Origin of the sequence: Chryseobacterium pennae, from assembly GCF_003385515.1 — a bacterium.
Taxonomy (GTDB): Bacteria; Bacteroidota; Bacteroidia; order Flavobacteriales; family Weeksellaceae; genus Chryseobacterium; species Chryseobacterium pennae.
In genome coordinates this window covers 143,063-163,129 of sequence record NZ_QNVT01000002.1, presented here as the reverse complement: position 1 = coordinate 163,129, position 20,067 = coordinate 143,063, and the positions used below count along the sequence as shown (strand labels likewise).

The 20,067-nt window shown below is 35.2% G+C and carries 20 protein-coding genes; 11 read left to right on the top strand and 9 right to left on the bottom strand.

Annotation, left to right across the window (positions count from 1 at the left end):
* Nucleotides 1–6: 6 nt before the first annotated feature.
* Nucleotides 7–1,197 (top strand): DUF3570 domain-containing protein, encoded by a 1,191-nt coding sequence (locus DRF65_RS03290; protein WP_115968824.1) that lies wholly within the window; start codon nucleotides 7–9, stop codon nucleotides 1,195–1,197.
* A gap of 341 nt (nucleotides 1,198–1,538) precedes the next feature.
* On the opposite strand, the gene DRF65_RS29225 is transcribed toward DRF65_RS03290, so the two are convergent.
* The gene (locus DRF65_RS29225; protein WP_394337812.1) at nucleotides 1,539–1,868 is read right to left on the bottom strand and encodes a DUF6629 family protein; all 330 of its coding nucleotides are present in this window, start codon (nucleotides 1,866–1,868) and stop codon (nucleotides 1,539–1,541) included.
* A complete protein-coding gene (locus tag DRF65_RS03285; protein WP_115968823.1) occupies nucleotides 1,837–2,517 on the bottom strand; it encodes a BON domain-containing protein in 681 nt (226 codons plus the stop codon). Before DRF65_RS03285 ends, DRF65_RS29225 begins: the two co-directional genes overlap by 32 nt.
* 145 nt (nucleotides 2,518–2,662) lie before the next feature.
* Between DRF65_RS03285 and DRF65_RS03280 the strand changes: the two genes are divergently transcribed.
* Complete coding sequence (locus tag DRF65_RS03280; protein WP_115968822.1) at nucleotides 2,663–5,164, top strand: cation-translocating P-type ATPase; 2,502 nt, start codon at nucleotides 2,663–2,665, stop codon at nucleotides 5,162–5,164.
* An 89-nt stretch (nucleotides 5,165–5,253) separates the two neighbouring features.
* On the top strand, nucleotides 5,254–5,811 hold the full coding sequence (locus DRF65_RS03275) for an inorganic diphosphatase (RefSeq protein ID WP_115968821.1): 558 nt from the start codon (nucleotides 5,254–5,256) through the stop codon (nucleotides 5,809–5,811).
* Between the two features lie 86 nt (nucleotides 5,812–5,897).
* Here DRF65_RS03275 and DRF65_RS03270 read toward each other — a convergent pair whose 3' ends face one another.
* The 4 genes from DRF65_RS03270 to DRF65_RS03255 all read right to left on the bottom strand — a co-directional run bounded on the left by DRF65_RS03270 (nucleotide 5,898) and on the right by DRF65_RS03255 (nucleotide 9,285).
* On the bottom strand, nucleotides 5,898–6,959 hold the full coding sequence (locus DRF65_RS03270; RefSeq protein ID WP_115968820.1) for an MlaD family protein: 1,062 nt from the start codon (nucleotides 6,957–6,959) through the stop codon (nucleotides 5,898–5,900).
* 8 nt (nucleotides 6,960–6,967) lie between these two features.
* Entirely contained in the window at nucleotides 6,968–7,750 is a 783-nt protein-coding gene (locus tag DRF65_RS03265; protein WP_115968819.1) for an ABC transporter ATP-binding protein, read from the bottom strand.
* Nucleotides 7,750–8,514: an MlaE family ABC transporter permease gene (locus tag DRF65_RS03260; protein ID WP_115968818.1), complete on the bottom strand. Its 765-nt coding sequence runs from the start codon at nucleotides 8,512–8,514 to the stop codon at nucleotides 7,750–7,752. The genes DRF65_RS03265 and DRF65_RS03260 overlap by 1 nt, the downstream gene beginning before the upstream one ends.
* 108 nt (nucleotides 8,515–8,622) lie before the next feature.
* The gene (locus DRF65_RS03255) at nucleotides 8,623–9,285 is read right to left on the bottom strand and encodes a BON domain-containing protein (protein ID WP_115968817.1); all 663 of its coding nucleotides are present in this window, start codon (nucleotides 9,283–9,285) and stop codon (nucleotides 8,623–8,625) included.
* A 165-nt stretch (nucleotides 9,286–9,450) separates the two neighbouring features.
* On the opposite strand from DRF65_RS03255, the gene DRF65_RS03250 reads away from it, so the two are divergent.
* A complete protein-coding gene (locus DRF65_RS03250; RefSeq protein ID WP_115968816.1) occupies nucleotides 9,451–10,383 on the top strand; it encodes a 1-phosphofructokinase family hexose kinase in 933 nt (310 codons plus the stop codon).
* A gap of 52 nt (nucleotides 10,384–10,435) precedes the next feature.
* Here DRF65_RS03250 and DRF65_RS03245 read toward each other — a convergent pair whose 3' ends face one another.
* Nucleotides 10,436–10,912: a Dps family protein gene (locus DRF65_RS03245; RefSeq protein WP_115968815.1), complete on the bottom strand. Its 477-nt coding sequence runs from the start codon at nucleotides 10,910–10,912 to the stop codon at nucleotides 10,436–10,438.
* Between the two features lie 46 nt (nucleotides 10,913–10,958).
* Nucleotides 10,959–11,720 (bottom strand): SDR family NAD(P)-dependent oxidoreductase, encoded by a 762-nt coding sequence (locus tag DRF65_RS03240; protein WP_115968814.1) that lies wholly within the window; start codon nucleotides 11,718–11,720, stop codon nucleotides 10,959–10,961.
* Between the two features lie 492 nt (nucleotides 11,721–12,212).
* Here DRF65_RS03240 and DRF65_RS03230 point away from each other — a divergent pair, with 492 nt between their 5' ends.
* The 7 genes from DRF65_RS03230 to DRF65_RS03200 all read left to right on the top strand — a co-directional run bounded on the left by DRF65_RS03230 (nucleotide 12,213) and on the right by DRF65_RS03200 (nucleotide 19,286).
* A complete protein-coding gene (locus DRF65_RS03230) occupies nucleotides 12,213–13,583 on the top strand; it encodes a L,D-transpeptidase family protein (protein ID WP_115968813.1) in 1,371 nt (456 codons plus the stop codon).
* A gap of 7 nt (nucleotides 13,584–13,590) precedes the next feature.
* Nucleotides 13,591–14,466, top strand: coding sequence for a universal stress protein (locus DRF65_RS03225; protein ID WP_115968812.1), 876 nt, complete (start codon nucleotides 13,591–13,593; stop codon nucleotides 14,464–14,466).
* Between the two features lie 131 nt (nucleotides 14,467–14,597).
* Nucleotides 14,598–15,785, top strand: coding sequence for a PAS domain-containing sensor histidine kinase (locus DRF65_RS03220; RefSeq protein WP_115969169.1), 1,188 nt, complete (start codon nucleotides 14,598–14,600; stop codon nucleotides 15,783–15,785).
* Nucleotides 15,786–15,809: 24 nt separating this feature from the next.
* Entirely contained in the window at nucleotides 15,810–16,862 is a 1,053-nt protein-coding gene (locus DRF65_RS03215; RefSeq protein WP_115968811.1) for a response regulator, read from the top strand.
* Nucleotides 16,863–16,941: 79 nt separating this feature from the next.
* On the top strand, nucleotides 16,942–17,322 hold the full coding sequence (locus DRF65_RS03210) for a Rossmann-fold NAD(P)-binding domain-containing protein (RefSeq protein WP_228438481.1): 381 nt from the start codon (nucleotides 16,942–16,944) through the stop codon (nucleotides 17,320–17,322).
* A 66-nt stretch (nucleotides 17,323–17,388) separates the two neighbouring features.
* Complete coding sequence (locus DRF65_RS03205; protein WP_115968809.1) at nucleotides 17,389–17,808, top strand: Hsp20/alpha crystallin family protein; 420 nt, start codon at nucleotides 17,389–17,391, stop codon at nucleotides 17,806–17,808.
* A gap of 110 nt (nucleotides 17,809–17,918) precedes the next feature.
* Nucleotides 17,919–19,286 carry an MBL fold metallo-hydrolase RNA specificity domain-containing protein gene (locus DRF65_RS03200; RefSeq protein ID WP_115968808.1) on the top strand — a complete coding sequence of 456 codons (1,368 nt, stop codon included), beginning with the start codon at nucleotides 17,919–17,921 and terminating at the stop codon, nucleotides 19,284–19,286.
* Nucleotides 19,287–19,662: 376 nt separating this feature from the next.
* Here the strand turns inward: DRF65_RS03200 and DRF65_RS03195 are convergent, their stop codons facing one another.
* Complete coding sequence (locus tag DRF65_RS03195) at nucleotides 19,663–20,025, bottom strand: helix-turn-helix domain-containing protein (protein ID WP_228438479.1); 363 nt, start codon at nucleotides 20,023–20,025, stop codon at nucleotides 19,663–19,665.
* Nucleotides 20,026–20,067 lie beyond the last annotated feature (42 nt).

The following is a 20,067-nucleotide window of genomic DNA, read 5'->3' as shown; positions in this document are numbered from 1 at the left end:
TTAAAAATGAAAAAATTGATCGTAAGTGTTATTGCTCTTTTCGGAATTTTCAACGCAAAAGCACAGGAGAACACAAACAATGAACAGCCTAAAAAACTAACTTTTGATGAAGCTAACTTAGTTTCAAGCTATTACAAACAAAACGGGAACAACTCTGCAGTTACGGGAGGAATCGGTACGGAAAAACTAACCGATATTTCCAATACCATTGACGTAACTATGGTAAAATACGACAAGAAAGACAGGAAAAATAAATTCGATTTCAGTGTTGGTATTGATCATTATACGTCCGCTTCGTCGGATATGATCGATCTGAAAGCCAATTCATCGGCTTCCCACGCAGACAACAGGATTTATCCTGCATTAAGCTGGAGTCGTGAAAATAACGAAAAAGGAACGACTTTAATGGCGGGTGTTTCTACGTCTTTTGAATTTGATTATGCATCTTACGGTGCAAACATCGGGTTTTCACAAAAAACCAAGAACAGAATGGGAGAGTTTGCTGCAAAATTCCAGGCTTATCTGGATCAGGTAAAACTGATTGCCCCGATTGAGCTCAGGACAAACGGAAGCACCGGAGGTGAACACGAAAGTTATGGAACCAGTGGAAGAAATACTTTTGCACTTTCTCTTTCCTATTCACAAATCATCAATCAGAACTTTCAGGTTGAATTTTTGGCGGATGGTGTTCAGCAGACAGGATATTTGAGTTTGCCTTTCCACAGAGTTTATTTCAATGATAATTCAGTTCATCAGGAAGCTTTGCCGGATAAACGGTTTAAAATTCCTTTGGGCGTAAGAGCGAATTATTTTCTTGGAGACAAAGTGATTCTGAGAGCATATTACCGTTATTATACCGACGATTGGGGATTAAAATCAAATACAATTAGCCTGGAAACGCCCGTGAAAATTTCACCTTTTATTTCGGTAAGTCCGTTTTACAGATATTATTCTCAGACTGCGGCTAAATATTTTGCCCCTTATCAGCAGCATACGGCTTTTGATGATTATTATACCAGTAATTATGATCTTTCAAAATTCAGCAGTAATTTTTATGGAGCAGGGATCAGAATCAGTCCGAAGAACGGTTTATTTGGGATAGAAAGGCTGAATATGCTTGAAATCAGATACGGACATTACACGAAATCTGTTGGGATGAAGTCTGATATTATTTCCCTGAATTTAAGATTTAAATAGCATCTTTTTCTTGTTAGGATTTTCAAGATTAAACCTTTATCAATATTTATTAAAAAATAGCGCTACTTGGCTTCAAGTGGCGCTATTTGGTTATGTTTGAATTTGAATGGCTGCTGATCATGAAATGAATAATATTGAGCAAAATAAATGGAAATGAAAAGACATCTGTAAATGTTCAGTTCAAGAAATATAGTGATCTCTTGAAAAGTTGGGGAAATCCATTTTTAATAAATTTAAAATACCATGCCTAATGTTCCGAGCTTGTATTTCTTCATCTTTTCTACTATAGCTAAATTATTCTTATTTGACATAAATTTCAGGATACTCTCTTTGCTTTTTATCTATTTAACTATATAAACAGGCATGCTTATGATCGCTGCGAAAAAACACCAAACAGAGAGTATGTAATGATCGTAAAAGATCTCTGAAACTATATAAGAAACCAAAATGGCTACACCAAAAAAGTGCATTCTTTTTAGTTGGAAAAAAAACGGTGGAGCAATTGTTGCCACACCGTATAATATAATTATAATACTGTAATTTCTCAATGAAGCAGGATAGTTTTGGATGTAAGTAATATGATGACCAATAATCTTTGCTTCTACATGATATGACAAAAGATTGAGCTGAAGCTTACAATTAGGACGATAAACTATTGTTTGAATATTCATAATCTACCAATAGCCTATTATCTACATGTTTTACCCCTGGAGTTTTCCATGCAATACGGCCGGCTTCTTCTTTTTGATGCCATGAATTTACTGTTCCTGTTAAAATCACTGTAGCGCCGGATACTTGAATGTGAATATCATTATTATAAAGTGCCCAGTTCATGTTCATTGCGTGCTCAATATCTTTTTGTTTAATATCATCGATTATATCTGATATGATTTTAATATGATTGATTACCCCTTTTACACCTGAAAGATACCGGATTGCATTTTGTGTAATTTCCCGTTGATAATCCCATTGCAAGTCACCTTCTAAAGTCACCTGACCATTTTCTACAATTACTTTTATTTTGTTTTCTGGAATCAATGCATTGGATTTAAAAGTTTTTAAAATCTCTGTGGCAATTTCATCATCAGTTATTGATAAGGAATCTTGAGATTTAACGATAATGTTTTCCACTAAAACTTTTACTCCAATAACTTTTTTTGCAGCATTCTCGGCTTCTATTTTTTTTGCATAATGATCAACTACTCCAGTAAGGGCAACGACACCGTCTTTTGCAGTTACCCCTATTTCTGCTGCATGCAATAATGGCTCTCTTTTAATGGCATCCTGAACATTTTTTTGTAATTCTGTATTTGTCTTCATGATAACGTAATTTATCAATCAAAATTCCAGAAACTTTGGAAAAAACGCTATGATATGCATCACGCTGAAACCTGATAATGGTCAAGCAGAGAAATTGAATTTGTATATAATAATTGCTTATTTTTAGATAACCTATTTATTTGTTATGTCTTACAATATACCCGAAGGTCTTACACATGATGAAGTGGCAGCTTCCCGGCAACGAAATGGATATAATCGTTTGGAGGGAATCCATAAAAATACGTGGTTTGATCTGGTCGTTGATATTTTAAAAGAACCTATGCTAATCTTGCTTATCATTATTTCGGTCATTTATGTGATTGTGGGAGATTATGGCGAGGCTGCTTTTATGTTTGTGGCTATTGTGGCAGTAACTGCTGTTTCTTTTTATCAGGATAATCGCAGTAAAAAAGCTTTGGAGGAACTTGAGAAACTGAACGAACCTTTAAGTAAGGTCATCAGAAACTCGCAAATAGTAGAAATTCCAACCCATGAAATTGTTGTAGGTGATTTATGTGTTACTGAAGAAGGGAAAAATATAAATGCTGATGGAATGATTGTGCACAGCAATGATTTCTCTGTGAATGAATCATCTCTTACGGGTGAAAGTTTTTCAGTTTTTAAGGATAGTAAATCCGAGGACAATCTTGTATATAGCGGTACGGCTACAGTTTCAGGTTTGGCAGTTTTTAAAGTTGAAAAAATAGGCTCAGAAACGCGCGTAGGAAAAATTGGAGAATCTATATTGAATATAAAAGAAGAAATATCACCGTTACAGATCCAGATCCGAAAGTTTGTAAAATGGATGGCTGTTATTGGGATCATTATTTTTCTTATGGTTTGTATCTTCAGTTATATTAAAACCGGAGACCTCATAACGAGTCTTCTTAGTGGATTAACACTGGCAATGTCTGTATTGCCTGAGGAAATTCCTGTAGCATTTACAACCTTTATGGCGTTGGGAGCATGGAAGCTCATGCGTGAGGGAATTATCATTAAGCGGAGCAGTATTGTAGAAACTTTAGGAAGTACTACCATCATCTGCACTGATAAAACAGGAACCATTACAGAAAATTCAATGCACTTGAAACATTTGTACGATTACCAATCAGGAAGGACTTATGGAGAAAAAGAATTTAATGTTGAAAATTTGAAAGAACTTATTGATTATGCAATGTGGAGTAGTGAACCTGTCCCTTTTGATCCCATGGAAATTACTCTGCATAACACCTATCAGCAGACTCAAAAAAATGATGCAAGGAAAGAATATAAGATGTTTCATGAATATCCGCTTGAAGGCAAGCCACCCATGATGACTCATCTTTTTGAGAATGCAAATAAAGATAGAATTATTGCAGCAAAAGGAGCTCCGGAAGCAATTTTGAATGTTTCCCGCCTTCCAGAGACAGAAAAAGAAAAGATAAGGGATATTATAAAAACATTTGGACAGCAAGGTTACCGTGTTTTGGGAGTTGCGAAGTCACATTTTGAAGGAAACAATTTTCCTCAAAGACAGCAGGATTTTGTATTTGAATTTCTAGGACTTACGGTATTTTATGACCCTCCCAAACAAGGAATTCATAAAGTATTTCAAGAGATTTATGATGCCGGTATTAAGGTAAAGGTTATAACGGGAGATAATGAAGATACAACCAAAGCAATTGCAATACAGGCAGGAATTATCAACACTACTCCTGCCATCAATGGTAGTGAAATAATGAGTAATACTGAAGAAGCATTAATGGAAATCTCAGAAAAGACTACTTTATTCACCAGGATGTTTCCGGATGCGAAACTTGCAATAGTACATGCGCTGAAAAAGAAAGGCGAAGTGGTGGCTATGCTTGGAGATGGTGTTAATGATGGCCCTGCCTTAAAAGCGGCGCATATTGGTGTTGCAATGGGAAGTAAAGGAACCGAAATTGCTAAATCAGCTGCTGCATTGGTTATTACAAATGATGATTTAGAAAAACTGATTGTGGGAATTGCTGCAGGAAGGAGAATTTATAACAATATTAAAAAGGCGGTTCAGTATATTATTTCAATTCATATTCCTATTATACTGACGGTTTCTATGCCCCTGTTTTTGGGATGGATATTTCCACACATATTTACTCCGGTTCACGTTATTTTCCTTGAATTAGTAATGGGGCCGACTTGTTCTATTGTTTATGAGAATGAGCCCATGGAAAAAAACACAATGAAACAGCCGCCACGAGCCATCGGAAATACTTTTTTAAGTTTGAGTGAGTTGGGAATCAGCTTGATTCAGGGGGGCGTGATAACCCTCGGAGTTTTATTTGTATATCAGTTTACAGTTCAGAATGGAGGGGATGAAACCAAGACAAGGGCAATGGTATTCAGTACATTGATCTTTGCCAATATATTACTGAGTTTTGTTAACAGATCATTCTTTTATAGTGTGTTGGAAAGTTTCAGAAACCGTAATCCCTTGCTTATTGGTATTTCTGCCTTAGTTCTGGGATTGCTTTTTGCAATATTATACGTAAAGCCTGTCTCTCTATTCTTTAAGGTAACAGCACTTAATATAGGTGAATTGGGATTCACTGTTTTCATCGCAGCGGTTTCTGTTTTATGGTTTGAGATCTATAAGTATGTAAGAAGAATAAGAAAAGCAAAAGCATAGTGATACTACCAATTCTTAGAAATACTATATTCTTGAAACTTACAGGGATAAATTAAGAATAATAGAAATAAATAATTAATACTAAAATAATGATAGGAAACCAACATCCGTGGCATGATGTTTCACCAGGAGAGCATCTGCCACAAATAGTTACAGCAGTTATTGAAATCCCTACTGGCAGCCACACAAAATATGAAATAGACAAACCTTCAGGATTAATAAGATTGGATAGGATTCTTTTATCTTCCATGTATTATCCTGCCAATTATGGGATCATACCACAGACCTATTACAGTGACGGAGATCCGCTGGATATTCTTGTGTTATGTTCGGAAAGCCTCGTTCCCCTTACTCTGGTTAATGCGAGGGTGATAGGAATAATGGAGATGACAGACGAAGATAAAAAAGATCATAAAATAATAGCAGTGGCTGAAAATGATTCTTCTCTGCTGCATATTCATGATATTGAAGACCTGCCCGCTTATACCATTAATGAGATTCAGAATTTTTTTGAAGAATATAAAAAATTAGAAAGGAAAACAGTACAGGTATTTGGTTTCAAAAATAAGAAAGAAGCTTTCACTTGTATTGAAGAAAGTTTAATGATGTATATCAAAGAAATTAAACCCAAAATAAAAAATATTTAACTGGGTTCTTTTTTGTATATCTTAATAGTACGTTGGCATTATGTAAGGCTAAATGAATCATACCTTTTGAATGGATTAGGCAGCAATCATCTTTTTTCTTTTTCAGCTTCTTTCTTCTTTTTATTAAAATAACCTCTTAACAAAAAGTTATTCTTAGCGGCGGCTTCTATTTCTCTCAACTCACCAACACCTTTTTCAATATTTGTGATAGTGGAGTCTACAGACTTCCCTAGTTTAGGATTGTCAGTAAGTTTCGATAATACATTCTCATCATTATTTAATTTTGAAGTAAATTGTATGAGATCATCAGAGCTTTTTTCAAGGTTACGGACTGTCTTTTCTATTGAAAGAGCCAAAGTATCATTGGAAGCTAGCAGCTGAGAAAGCACATTATTTTTATCATTGAGTTTTGTAGTAAACATATTGATTTCACGGGAGCTGTTCTGTAGATTAGAAATGCTGGTTTCAATATTATCGGACCATTTCTTATCAGTAAATATTTTTGCCACCGTTCCGTTTTTATTATTTAGTATAGGGGTGAATTTTGCCAGTTCCTGAGAGCTTATCTCTAGATTTTCTATGGTTCTGTCTATTCTCGCAGCAAAATCTTTATTAGTCATTATTTTTGTTAATAAACTATTCTTGTTATTCATGTTAGTACTGAACTCGACAAGCTCATCAGTAATTGCTTTGGCGTTGTCGGCGCTTTGTTTTATACTTGAGAATAGATCATCTATTTCAATGGTTTTATAAGAAGCAATCATATCATTATCCTTTACCATGATAGTGGAGGAGGTGCCGGGCGAAATAATAAGAATTTTGTCACCCATTAATCCGTCTGATGCTATACTGGCAACCGCATCGGTTTTAATGTATTTTTGTACATCTTTTCTGATTAACAACTTGACCAGAACCAATGAATCTGAAATAAAATCTATATTGTTGACCGTTCCTATATTAATACCGGAAAGACGGACATTACTGCCCTGTTTTAATCCGCTGACATTCTTAAACTCTGAACTCTGAACGAAATTAGAGCCAAACAAATTTCTGTTGACACCAATAAAGTAGATGGCTATTATGAAAAGAAGGATGCCTGCTACAACAAAAATTCCTAATTTCCAGTTGTTTGACGATTTATTGTTCATGGCTTTATTTATTTTTCAAAAAAAGATTTTACCCAATCATCGGCGTTATTTTCTATGTCTTTATAGCTGCCTTCAGCTTTAATTAGACCGTCCTTCAGGACGATGACTCTGTCACCGGTATATTTTGCACAGGTTAAATCGTGTGTTATGATAATGGATGAGGTATTGTATTTTAGTCCGATATTTCGGATGAGCTCAATGATTTCACGGGCTGTGATGGTATCTAAACCTCCGGTTGGTTCATCATAAATGATAATTTCCGGTTTAATGATTAATGCTCTTGCCAGTCCTATTCTTTTTCTCATTCCTCCGGACAGCTCTGCCGGCAATTGATCAATAGCTTCTTCCAGTCCTACGTTTTGTAATGCTTCTTTAACAGCAGATTCCGTTTCCTGTTCAGTAAGGTTTTTATTATTGTGCTGTAATGTAAAGACTAAATTCTGTCTGACTGTCATAGAATCATATAAAGCTCCGTTTTGAAACAGAAAGCCAATCTTCATCCGAATCCGGTTGAGTTCTTCCTCATCCAATTTTGTTATATCTTTTCCTGATATAAATATTTCCCCTTTATCCACTTTAGTAAGGCCGACAAGGCATTTAACAGCAACGGACTTCCCTGAACCTGACTTTCCCAATATGACCAAATTTTCTCCTTTTTTAACGGTAAAGTTAATGCCGTTCAACACCTTATTATTACCATAAGATTTGTAAACATTTTTAAACTCTATCAATGGTTCATCGCTGGTTGGCAATTTTATACATTGGGTTATAAAGTTTTTCTTATTTTCCATCACAATTCAAAAAATAAATCGGTTACCTGTACGGCTACCAGGTCAATAATAAAAATCATCAGCGAGGCAATCACTACAGCAGAATTTGCCGCTTTTCCCACACTTTTTGTTCCTCCTGAAGCATTAAACCCCTCATAACAGCCAATAATCCCGATAAAAAAACCAAAGAAAAAGGTTTTGATAATAGCCGGTAAAATATCAGTGTATTCCAGAGATTCAAATATGTTAGAAAAATAATGTTCTACATTGCTTTCGCTGTGCATATTAATCCCGATAAAACCGCCCATGATTCCGATCAGATCGGCATATAGTACTAAAATAGGAATCATTAGTGTTGTAGCGAGGGTTCTGGTCACCACCAGATACCGATAGGGGTTAATCGCTGAAACTTCCATTGCATCAATTTGTTCCGTTACTTTCATAGAGCCCAGTTCGGCTCCAATTCCTGATGAAACTCTTCCAGCACAAATTAATGCCGTAATAACTGGGGCAATCTCCCTTATTAATGAAAGTGATACCATACCAGGTATCATAGACTCGGCTCCGAATCTTGCCATAGCCGGACGCGACTGTATGGTGAGTACCAGTCCCATGATAAAGCCTGTGATGGTCACTAATGCCAATGATTGATAACCAACAACAAAACACTGTCGGGTAAACTCTTTAAACTCAAAGCCCGGTTTGAAAATTTCTTTAAAAAACCGGCTGGAGAATGAAGCTATATTGCCTACAATACTAAGATTTTTTTTTAAATAGGTTTCCATGATGTTTACGGTAATGCATATTTCATGTGCAGAGTGACTATATACCTGTTAACTGATGGATAAGAATTGACCGCCCACAATACTTAGGTGTAATAAGGTATTTGTGAATTATAGGTCATACTCATAATCTACTGCTAACTCATTTTTTACGTCTTGTATACCAGGCGTTTTCCATACGATACGCTCTGCTTCCTCCTTTTGATGCCAGGTGTGTACCGTCCCGGTTAATGTAACCGTTGTTCCGGATACTGATACGTTGATTTCGCTATTATCAATTGAGCTTCTGTCCAGAGCCTTTTCAATATCACTTTTTTCAACAGTGTTCTGAACTTCCGGGTTGATAATAATGTTATTATAAATACCTTTAACGCCGGGAAGATACTTTACTGCATTTTCTGTAATATCCCTTAAATACTCCCAGGACACTTCACCATCTAAATCTACCCAACCATTTTCTACTTTTACTGTTATTTTTTCTTCGGGAATAAATGAGTTTGCTTTAAATGCGGCAATAATTTCACCGGCAATTTCTACATCAGTTTTTGACCGGGGGTCCGGTAATTTTACTTTAATATCGTCCACCAAAACCCTTACCCCCGTAATATTTTTTGCGGCATGTTCAGCCTGCAGCTTTTTTGCATAACTGTCTACATTACCTGTAAGGGAAACAATTCCGTTATTTACAACAACACCAATTTCTGTTGAATACAGCAAAGGTTCCCATTGAATGGCATCCTGAACATCTTTTTGTAATTCTGCATTTGTTTTCATTTGTTATACGATTTTATACTTCAAAGTTCCAGCAACTTCGCAGAATATAAGATGACCAATATCACAATCAATTATGATGTTAATCAGGATAAATGTTTGGTGGTGTGTATTTTATTATTGAAATTTGGATAGCTATGTACGCGTATAGCTTAAAGAATAATAAAAATGGACAAAACTATTTTAACAATAACACTGAATCCATCAGTAGACAAAAGCAGCAGTGTTCAAAGCGTCGTTCCCGAAAAGAAATTGCGTTGTAATTCTCCTATATATGAACCGGGTGGGGGCGGAGTTAATGTATCGAGAGCCTTAAAAAGATTGGGAGTAGTCTCAGATATTTTTTTTACTTCAGGGGGAAGGACCGGCAGACTGCTTGAAAAGTTGCTTAAGGGCGAGGAGCTGAATATATTCCCTTTCCATATTACTTCAGAAACGCGGGAAAATTTCATTGTTTTGGATATCTTCACCAACAAACAGTATCGATTTGGATTTCCCGGAGAAGAGCTGACGCAGGAACAGCAAAAAGAAATTCTAAGCATTTTGCCTACCGTAAATCCCTGTCCGGATTTTGTCGTCATCAGCGGTAGTTTACCACCAGGCACAAATCCGAATTTTCTAAGAAGACTTGTTAATATCTATAAGGCAATGGGAACTAAGGTAATTATCGATACATCAGGAGAAGCTCTGAAAACAGCGGTAGAAGAAGGAGTATTTTTATTAAAACCTAATATTGGAGAACTTGCCTTTTTAGTGGGAAAAGAAAAACTGGAAGAAAATGATATAGATCAAGCTGCCCGGCTTATTATTTCACAGGGTAAAGCTGAGATTATGGTAGTATCGTTGGGCTCTCAGGGAGCTGTCTTATTTTCAGAAAGTGAAAAAATTAAGATCACGGCACCGGTTGTAGAAGTGAAAAGCACTGTTGGTGCCGGAGACAGCATGGTTGCAGGAATGGTTTCAGTTTTGGTAAAAGGGGGTGATTGTAAAGAAGTCCTTTCCATGGGAATTGCTTGTGGATCTGCCACTACAATGACCCAAGGAACAGGACTTTTTACTAAGGAAAATGCACAACATTTATTTTATGAAATATGGAAATAACTGTTAGTCAAAAAAGATATATCACATTTAGATCCAATTTTTATCGGCTAATTTATTCTATGATATATGAACGTAAAGGCCAAGCCATTTTCTGATGTATTTCTAAGAGACGCGTTATAAAATGACTTGTTGCTACGTCGTGTAGGTCATCCTTACAGCTCATGGTATATTCACAAAGTCTAAGAATAAGACTTTCATGATCTTGTAACAATTCTGTAATAAAAGCCTGACTGTTATGTCTCTCCCCATTTTGTTCTGTAAAATGTGTTGAACTTAAATACGATTGTAGAGTTGCCGGAACATACTGACCGAGAGAACGTATTCTTTCTGCAATACTGTTGATAATATCATCCAATTGTTTGGATTGAGTTTCAAAAAAAGTATGTTTGTCATGATAGTCAGCTCCTTCCACATTCCAATGGGCATTTTTAGTTTTTATATACAAAACGTTTTCATCTGCTAATATTTTTATAAGTTGATCAGCGATTGCCTGACGATGATTGTTTGCTATTCCTATCTGTATTTTCATTTTTAATTGATTTTACTGTTTTTTATACTGCAGAGAATATATATAACTATTCAGCGGACATTCCGCCGTCAATAATCTGAGTTGTCCCTGTAATGAACTGGCTGTCTTCGCTTGCAAGAAATAAAACCAGTTTTGCAATTTCAATAGGTTCCGCATATCGTCCCAGCGGTATTGCTGCCTCAAATTGTTTTCTGATTTCATCACCGTGTCCAGCAGAAGAGCTCTCTTCTATAGAACGCATCATCCTGTTATTTACAGGAGAAGGATGAATTGTATTTACTCTGATTTTTCGCGAAGATGCTTCAAGGGCCGTAGTTCTCATAATGCCAACTACAGCATGTTTGCTGGTGACATAGGCGCTTAACCCTGCAAACCCCAATATTCCAGCCACAGATGAAGTTATAATGATGCTTCCACCATCGTTCATCTGGGGCAAAACATATTTATTACCCAGCCATACACCTTTGACATTGACGGATATGATTTTATCAAAAATATCTTCGGGATAATGCTCAATTGGCTTTACAACCCCTTCAATACCTGCATTGTTGAAAAACACATCTATTTTTCCAAATAATTTTACGGTCTCAGCAACATAGTATTCAACTTCAGCTGCATTTGAGACATCTGCAACACAATATTTTATATGTTCGCTGTTGAGTTCTTGAACAGCTTCTTCTAGAGAATTTTCAGAAAGATCTACCAGCATTACTTTTGCTCCCTCTTCTAAAAAGAGTTTAGCTGTAATTTTTCCTATGCTTCCAGAACCACCGGTTATGATGGCAACTTTATTTTCTAACTTTTTCATAAGTTCAACGGTATTTAATGAATTGATTTTGATGATTTTTTTATGGTAATCTATATAGAACTGATAATTGACCTGTAGGAAAAGTTATTTCGCGCAGGTCAAAGATTAAATCCAGGATTAATAAAAAATAATATTCATAATTAACTTCCAGTTCATTTTTTACATTCCATATACCCAGAGTTTTCTTGGCAATACGGCCGGATTCTTCCTATATTGTATTTTTTTTCACAGCCATGGTTGTTAATCCATCTCAAAGGTAACTAACCAGCATGAAAAATAATATGACAGGTATCACTGCGAAAAATGATGCTAATCATTTCAACAATTCAATCTTTTAAGCGCATAAAATTTTAAATCGAATTTCTTATAATAAGCATTTAGCGAGCTTTGATAAAAAATAGATGAAAGTATAGCGATATCATTTTTTTTAGTGATGGCAGTCATTATTTCACAGTACAGTAATTAGGAAATTTGTTGTATAAACTTCAGATTATGAAAACCCTTTTAACATTCACCATTATTTTTTGCTTTGCAATATTTACGCAAGCTCAGGATAAGAAAACAGCGCAGGAGATTTCTTCTTTACTAAAAGACAATGGTACACTCTCAAAACTGCATTTTCCCCAATCGGTTATTAGGTTTTATGCCGGAATTAATTCTGAATATGCGTGGATTACTGTAGAAAAATCAGACCAGCCTGAAACTGCAATGTTACTCTTGGAGTATTCCTCTCGATTTGGTTTGTCTTTGTCTGATTATCATTGGGATACCATTTCTCTTCAGAAATTAAGAAAGTTGCGAGATACTCCAGTTGAAGAGAATCAAAGGGGAAAAGCTGAGTTCGATATTCTGATGACGGATGCTCTTATCACTTTCATCAATCATTTGCATTTAGGAAAATACAACCCTTTGTACAAATCATCATATATTGATTCCAATGATATTAATGGTTTTCGATCTGGCGATATATTGTTGAATGCAAGACAGCAGCCAGATTTTCTTAAGACAATCCTTGAGGTTCAGCCTAAAATAAAAGAATATACGGACTTCCAGAACTATTTAAATACACTGTATGAAGAAGATGACTGTATAGCGCCACAAAGGGAATCTGAAAAAATCATGATCAATATGGAGCGCTTACGATGGATTGATACCAATGATACTTCCTATATTCTGGTAAATATTCCTTCCTATACATTGAAACTTTATCACGGGGATAATGTGTTTGATTTCAAAGTGATTATAGGAAATCCAGCCACTAAAACACCAGTTTTGAGGAGCAGTATTACTTATTTTACGACAGCGCCTGACTGGAAGGTTCCTCAAAGTATTTTTGTAAAAGAAATGCTGCCTAAAATCTTAAAAAGCCCTCAATATTTAGAGGACCATCATTATTCAGTTTATGATAAAAATGGAAATCAAGTTGAAATAAGTTCATCAAAACTAAAAGAGATCCGTCAAAACCCTTCCCGATATAGTGTAAGGCAGTCACCCGGTTGTGATAATGCATTGGGAGCGGTAGTTTTTAGATTTGAAAACTCTTATGGGATATACCTCCATGATACTTCTCAGAAACAATTATTTAGTAAAGATGATAGAGCTTTGAGTCACGGGTGCATTCGTGTTGAAAATGCTAAAGAGCTCGCAGCTCTCCTATTAAAAGACGATGGCTCAGAAAGCAAGATTCCTGTTTTAGAAAGTGCAATGTCAGAGTATAAAAGAAAAGATTTCGTTCTAAAGCAGCCTGTTCCGATTATTATAACCTATCTGACCTGTCTTATAATACATGGAAAGCCTGTATTATATAAAGATATTTACCATTTAGATGATTCATTAGAAAATATGTTTAACCAAAATAAATAATCAGATTATGAGAACGATTTTAGTCGCTACAGACTACTCAAAACCAGCGCGAAATGCTTCTTTTTATGCACTGCATTTGGCTAATGCCTTGAAATCCAATATCGATTTGTGTCACGCTTTTGGATTACCGGTTGAAAGTCCGATGCTTGGGCAGACTGTTTGGTCACCATATGAATACCCAGATTTACATGAAGAAAATACAAAAGAACTTAAAAAGTTGGTTAAAATGCTGGAAAAGAGGGGGAACGTTTTATGGGGTAATGAGGCTTTTCCATTTCATCCTGCAATACATTATGCATGTGATGGCGGTGATGCCGTTCATGTGATCAACAATATGGCAGCCGATAAAAAGCCGCTTCTTATCGTAATGGGTATGCAGGGAGCAGGGATGCTTACGCGTTTTATTTTCGGAAGCAACAGCATACAGATGATTGAAAACGCAAAGTATCCGCTTCTTTTAGTTCCTTTAAACCATAAATATAATGGGCTCAAGAAGATCGCTTTTGCCACAGATCTGAATAAAAAAGACATACAAACTGCTCAATTATTAATTGAATTTGCCAAATACTTTGATGCCGAGCTTTTAATTACCCATATTATTCAGAGTGATAATGATGTGATCCAGGATGCCACTTATGAACATAAGAAAGAGGCGTTTCTAAAGAACCTTAATGGTAAAATTTGCTATAACTGTATATATAGTGAAAATATAGATTATGGCTTGGAAATATTAAAATCCAAAGACATCGATATGTTAGTGATGGGCCATCATGACAAAAGTTTTTTCAAAAGACTATTTTTGGGAAGTCATGCCGCAAGACAGGCTGTAGAATTAGAAATTCCACTATTAACGATTCCTGAAAATGGTCATGTTCATTTTTGAATATTTGAATTAATTATTACATATAATTGTTTATAATAGAAATAATATCTAATACGAAAACATTTTCATAGATCATATATGTTTATTATGCCAAAATGTATAACTTTATATGGCTGCATAATACAATAACTATGGAAAGTGCCAAACTGTTGCAAGCCATTATTGAAACGGCTATTGACGGTATTATAACCATTGATGACAGGGGGAGGATAGAAAGCCTGAATCCCTCTGCACTAAAAATATTTGGTTACAAAGAACAAGAATTAATCGGGAAAAATATCTCATTATTAATGCCGGAACCAGACAGGAGCCGGCATGATGGTTATCTACTCAATTATCAGACTACCGGCGAAAAAAAAATCATCGGAAAAGGAAGAGAAGTAAAAGGTTTAAGAAAAGATGGTACTCAATTTCCATTCAGGCTTGCAGTGAGTGAAGTACAGTATCAGGATAGGATGATTTATACAGGTTTTATCCATGATCTTTCCAAAGAAAAAGAAGCGGAAGAATCTCTTAAAAGATATGCCAGTGAGCTGGAAGAATTAGTTGGAAACCGTACAAAATCACTAAAAAAAATGCTTCATGAATTGGAGATAGCAAAAGAAGAAGCCAATGTATCTCTGGAAAAAGAAAAAGAACTGAACCGTATGAAAAGCCGTTTCGTATCAATGGCATCTCATGAATTTCGTACGCCTTTAAGCTCTATGCAGCTGTCTGTTATTTTGATAGAGAAATACCTTCAGGTTTCGGACAGCCTCCAGATTGTAAAGCACCTTCATAAAATAAAGACCGCTATTGGGGGTTTGAACGGCATTCTCAATGATTTTCTTTCATTGGAAAAGCTGGAAGCAGGGATTGTGCATCCCAATCACTGCCTATTTGATGTCATTAGGTTTTCAGAAGAACTAACGGAAGAAATGCAGCTTATCACCAAAGAAGATCAAATTATAATTTACCAGCACACAGGATCAGAAAGTGAAATCAATTTAGATCAAAATTTATTGAAGAATTGTCTTATGAACCTGATGAGTAATGCTATAAAATATTCCGGAGAACACACCCTGATTGAGTTTTCCACAGAAATAAATGAAGATAGGTATGTATTTTCAGTAAAAGACAATGGAATAGGAATACCTGAAGATGATCATTCTGGTCTTTTCCAACCATTTTTCCGTGCTCATAATACAGGAAATATTCCCGGAACCGGCTTAGGACTTAATATTGTAGACCGCTATGTCAGACTTATGGATGGAAAGATACATTTCGAAAGCACATTCGGTAAAGGAACTGAGTTTACTTTATCATTTCCTAAAAATTGATAATAATATTCCAATTGAGTTGAGATGGAAAAAATACAGATACTGATTATAGAGGACAATGAGGACATTCGTGAAAGTACTTCTGAGATCCTTGAACTTGCCAATTATCAAGTATATCAAGCTTCTAATGGTAAACAGGGCATAGATCTGGCCATAAAACATATTCCGGATGTCATACTGTGTGATATCATGATGCCGGAGCTTGATGGCTATGGTGTACTGCACCTTCTGAATAAAAGAGAAGATACTGCACTTATTCCTTTTATTTTTATAACGGCAAAAGCAGACAGGATTGAAATAAGGAAAGGTATAGAAATGGGAGCAGATGATTACCTTACAAAACCTTATGATGATATAGAACTTCTGAATGCCATAGAAAGCCGTCTGAAAAAAAGGGAACGACAGAGAAATATTTACAGTTCCAATCTTACTCAAATCACCAATTTATTTCAGGCATCACATGGACTTGAAGAATTGCAAAAAGCTTTTAGCGAGAGGAAAATTAAGTCTTTTAAAAAAAAGCAGGTGATATATTATGAAGGAGATGCGGCAAGTACAGTATATTTAATGATATCGGGTTCTGTAAAAACAACAAAAATGACAGAAGATGGGAAGGAATTTATGACTGGTGTATATGGCGCTGAAGATTATTTTGGCATTACCTCATTATTTGCTGGAAAAGAATACAAAGAAACTGCAGAAGTTCTGGAAGAAGCCACTCTATGTTCAGTTCCCAGAGAGGTTATCGATCAATTGTTTTACAAATATCCTGATGTAGCAGAAAAATTTATTAAGATTCTTGCCGGAAATGTTATCAGTCATGAGGAGCAGCTATTGCAGCTTGCCTATTTTTCAGTAAGAAAAAGAATGGCAGAAGTCTTGCTTAAACTTCACACAAAACATCCTCAAACTGAAAATTTTGAAATTTCAAGAGAAAACCTTGCTTCTATGGCGGGAATGGCTATTGAAACAGTAAGCAGAATTCTCAGTGATTTTAAAGAAGAAAATTTAATAGACAGAAATGCAGGCAAGATTACGATACTCGACGTTTCACGTCTTCAAAAATTGAAAAACTAATATCTGTCACTTTTTATAATGATTTTATACATTGAATAGTTCTAATGGGTTCAATACATTTGATTATTCAAAAGACATTATGAAAGTGATAGTTTATAATATAAATCAGGAAGAAAAAGAACTTCTTGCGTTGGCTAATCGTAAGACACACAAGATTACCATCATAACAGATCCTTTGGATGAAAATACAGTTCATTTTGCAGAGGCAAAAGATGCTGTCATTATCATCAATCAGGAAAATCAACTTTCACATAGTTTTATCCTGAAACTTATTTCATTGGGAATTCCATACCTCATTTTAAAATCGAAGGAAGAGTTTTTTATTAATTTATCGATTATTAAAAATTCCGGAATACAATACAAAATTATTAAATGTTCAGATCCAAGACTGGCTGCTTCCTTGATTATTGAAACCTTAGATAATTGGGCAAATAGTGACCAGGATCATGTAGAACCCTAACTGAAATCATGGTCAGAATGCTGTTCCCATAATACCTTTGGAGTATTAAACTAAAATAATTTTATTATGAAAACTTTAGAAAAAACCACTCAATCTCCAATGGCTCGTGTAATAGAAGAGTTCTGGAATAAAGACGGATTTTTAGATGAATCAATGAAAATGGAACCGACCATTAATATCATTGACAGAAATGGTGTCTATAAAGTCAGAGTATCCGCTCCCGGCTTTAAGAAAAAAGATTTTAAGGTAGCAGTGGAAGGCGGATCGCTAATTATCAGCGCTGAAAAGAGGTTAGAGAAAAAAGAAGAAAAGGAAAATTTTGTAAGAAAAGAGTTTTCTGCTTCCTCATTTTCCCGCAGTTTCCGTCTCCCGGAAAATATCACGTTAGGACATATAAAAGCCAATTATAAAAACGGGCTGTTAAATATTACAATCAGTAAAACTAATCTGGATAAAAGAGAAGTAAAAGAGATTAAAATACGTTGATTTTTTCACTATTAATTCATAAAGCCTGTTATTCATTTGAAAATTTACTCCTTTATGGTTTGATCAAAATTATTTTCAGATGAGCAACAGGTTTAATAAAAAATAAAGAGATGAATACTATGATTATAAAATCCCTTGGAGGAGCGGGGACCGTTACCGGATCTAAGCATTTACTAAAAACCTCGGAGCTGACCATATTAATCGATTGCGGATTATTTCAAGGGATAAAATCACTTCGTGAACAAAACTGGGAGGCACTAAATATTGATTTAGCAGAAATCGATCTTGTTATTCTTACCCATGCTCATCTGGATCATTGCGGATATATTCCCCTTCTTGTAAAAAATGGATTTAAAGGTAAAATTTATATGACTGCACCTACGAGGGAACTGACTAAATTAATCTTGCTTGACAGTGCAAAATTACAGGAAGAGGATGCAGAAAAAGCAAACTATCATCACTATACCAAGCATAATCCTGCAAAGCCTTTATACACGATAAATGATGCTGAAAAATCTTTTAAACAATTTTTTACTGTGAAGGAAAATACCAGCATACAGTTAAGTAATCACATACAATGCAGATTCAAGCCCTGTGGTCATATCATTGGAGCTTGTTCAGTAGAAATTGTATGCTTTGATAAAGCCATTATTTTTTCAGGAGATATAGGGCGTAGCCACAGTGCTATTCTTGCTCCGCCTGATTTTTTTACTAAAGCTGATTTTTTAGTGATGGAATCAACATACGGAGACAGGCTTCATGACAATACCAATTTATATGATAGTTTGGAGCATTGGATCAATCTTACTGTTAAAAACCACGGAAATGTAATTATTCCGAGTTTTGCTGTGGGTAGAGCACAAGAAATTATTTATATTCTTTCTCAGCTCAAGGAACAAAACAGAATACCCCGTAACCTTCCAATAATAATGGATAGCCCTATGGCAGCTTCAGCCACTGATATTATGGTTAAATATGCTGAGTATACTACTGTAGATGAAGAAAAATGGTTGGAAATTATTGAGCATATCAATATTAACAGAGAATATGCAAATACAGCGGAGATCATTCATGATAAACAAAGCAAAATAATTATTGCAGGAAGTGGTATGCTGACAGGAGGACGTGTGCTTGAATATTTAAAACATGATGTAGGAAATAGTCGGAATACAGTATTGATTGTTGGATTTCAGGCGGAAGGTACTCGCGGAAGAGCCTTGCTAAATGAATCTCACGAATTAAAGATTCACGGAATATATTATCCTGTGAAAGCAAATATTGTTGAATTAACAGGTTTATCTGCCCATGCCGACCAATCTGAACTGATAGAATGGATAAAAAAATATAAGAATCCACCCCGACAGATCATGTTGGTTCACGGTGAACCTTCCGCATTGGAAGCATTACGAGTTAAAATCCAGACAGATTTGAAAATACCTGTTAAAGTTCTGATAAAAGATATGGAAGTTGTCTGCTAAGATACAGACGATATAGTTTAATCAATCTAAAATTTATTCTATGGAAGTTCTTACCAAAAATGCCATACAAATTCTATAATAGAAATCTTAATTGAGCTTGATCCTTAGAGTATATTTTTATTTTAATAGTATTGAGGCTTTACAATTAATTAAATATCTGTTATTACTAATATCTTCAAGGTCAAACTCAATCATATAGAACTTCTTCTAGCAAGCTAAACTTTAGTAATCATTTATATAATCAATAAAGAAGCTTTCAGTTTCTCAATAAAATAGGAGGGGGTTACACCATGTTCATTTTTAAAGGCGGTTACAAAAACTTTGTGGGTGACAAATTCACTTTCTTCAACGAGATAACTTATTTTATATTAATACATTAAATATATTGAGACCTGAAATTTCCAGCGGTCTGCCCTGTTGCAGCTTTAAAGAATCTCATTAAATGACTGGGATCGGAGAAGTTTAATTTATAAGCAATTTCAGCTATTGTTAAGTTAGAGTATATTAAATAATCTTTTATCTCAGACAGCAGTCTTTGTTTAAGGAGATGTACAGCTGTAATGTTGAATTGTTTCTTAACAGCTTCGTTAAGAGATATGCGGCTTATATTTAACATGTCTGCATATTCGCTAACACGCTGTTTTTTGTTCATATGAACTTCAACTAACTTTTTAAACTGAAAAGCAATCTTAGTATCTGTTTTTTCTAAACCTAAGTGATTTATTTCTGCGTATTCCATGTTTAATTTCTGCAGTATGTAATAAATCAATGATCTGATACA

Excerpts from the sequence above, each read along its gene's own strand:
- DRF65_RS03260 (WP_115968818.1), bottom strand. The coding sequence starts at position 8,514 with ATGGAAACCTATTTAAAAAAAAATCTTAGTATTGTAGGCAATATAGCT.
- DRF65_RS03195 (WP_228438479.1), bottom strand. The coding sequence starts at position 20,025 with ATGGAATACGCAGAAATAAATCACTTAGGTTTAGAAAAAACAGATACT.
- DRF65_RS03240 (WP_115968814.1), bottom strand. The coding sequence starts at position 11,720 with ATGAAAAAGTTAGAAAATAAAGTTGCCATCATAACCGGTGGTTCTGGA.
- DRF65_RS29225 (WP_394337812.1), bottom strand. The coding sequence starts at position 1,868 with ATGAATATTCAAACAATAGTTTATCGTCCTAATTGTAAGCTTCAGCTC.
- DRF65_RS03230 (WP_115968813.1), top strand. The coding sequence starts at position 12,213 with ATGAAAACCCTTTTAACATTCACCATTATTTTTTGCTTTGCAATATTT.
- DRF65_RS03215 (WP_115968811.1), top strand. The coding sequence starts at position 15,810 with ATGGAAAAAATACAGATACTGATTATAGAGGACAATGAGGACATTCGT.
- DRF65_RS03270 (WP_115968820.1), bottom strand. The coding sequence starts at position 6,959 with ATGAACAATAAATCGTCAAACAACTGGAAATTAGGAATTTTTGTTGTA.
- DRF65_RS03275 (WP_115968821.1), top strand. The coding sequence starts at position 5,254 with ATGATAGGAAACCAACATCCGTGGCATGATGTTTCACCAGGAGAGCAT.
- DRF65_RS03225 (WP_115968812.1), top strand. The coding sequence starts at position 13,591 with ATGAGAACGATTTTAGTCGCTACAGACTACTCAAAACCAGCGCGAAAT.
- DRF65_RS03220 (WP_115969169.1), top strand. The coding sequence starts at position 14,598 with ATGGAAAGTGCCAAACTGTTGCAAGCCATTATTGAAACGGCTATTGAC.
- DRF65_RS03265 (WP_115968819.1), bottom strand. The coding sequence starts at position 7,750 with ATGGAAAATAAGAAAAACTTTATAACCCAATGTATAAAATTGCCAACC.
- DRF65_RS03255 (WP_115968817.1), bottom strand. The coding sequence starts at position 9,285 with ATGAAAACAAATGCAGAATTACAAAAAGATGTTCAGGATGCCATTCAA.
- DRF65_RS03250 (WP_115968816.1), top strand. The coding sequence starts at position 9,451 with ATGGACAAAACTATTTTAACAATAACACTGAATCCATCAGTAGACAAA.
- DRF65_RS03245 (WP_115968815.1), bottom strand. The coding sequence starts at position 10,912 with ATGAAAATACAGATAGGAATAGCAAACAATCATCGTCAGGCAATCGCT.
- DRF65_RS03280 (WP_115968822.1), top strand. The coding sequence starts at position 2,663 with ATGTCTTACAATATACCCGAAGGTCTTACACATGATGAAGTGGCAGCT.
- DRF65_RS03285 (WP_115968823.1), bottom strand. The coding sequence starts at position 2,517 with ATGAAGACAAATACAGAATTACAAAAAAATGTTCAGGATGCCATTAAA.
- DRF65_RS03290 (WP_115968824.1), top strand. The coding sequence starts at position 7 with ATGAAAAAATTGATCGTAAGTGTTATTGCTCTTTTCGGAATTTTCAAC.
- DRF65_RS03205 (WP_115968809.1), top strand. The coding sequence starts at position 17,389 with ATGAAAACTTTAGAAAAAACCACTCAATCTCCAATGGCTCGTGTAATA.
- DRF65_RS03200 (WP_115968808.1), top strand. The coding sequence starts at position 17,919 with ATGAATACTATGATTATAAAATCCCTTGGAGGAGCGGGGACCGTTACC.
- DRF65_RS03210 (WP_228438481.1), top strand. The coding sequence starts at position 16,942 with ATGAAAGTGATAGTTTATAATATAAATCAGGAAGAAAAAGAACTTCTT.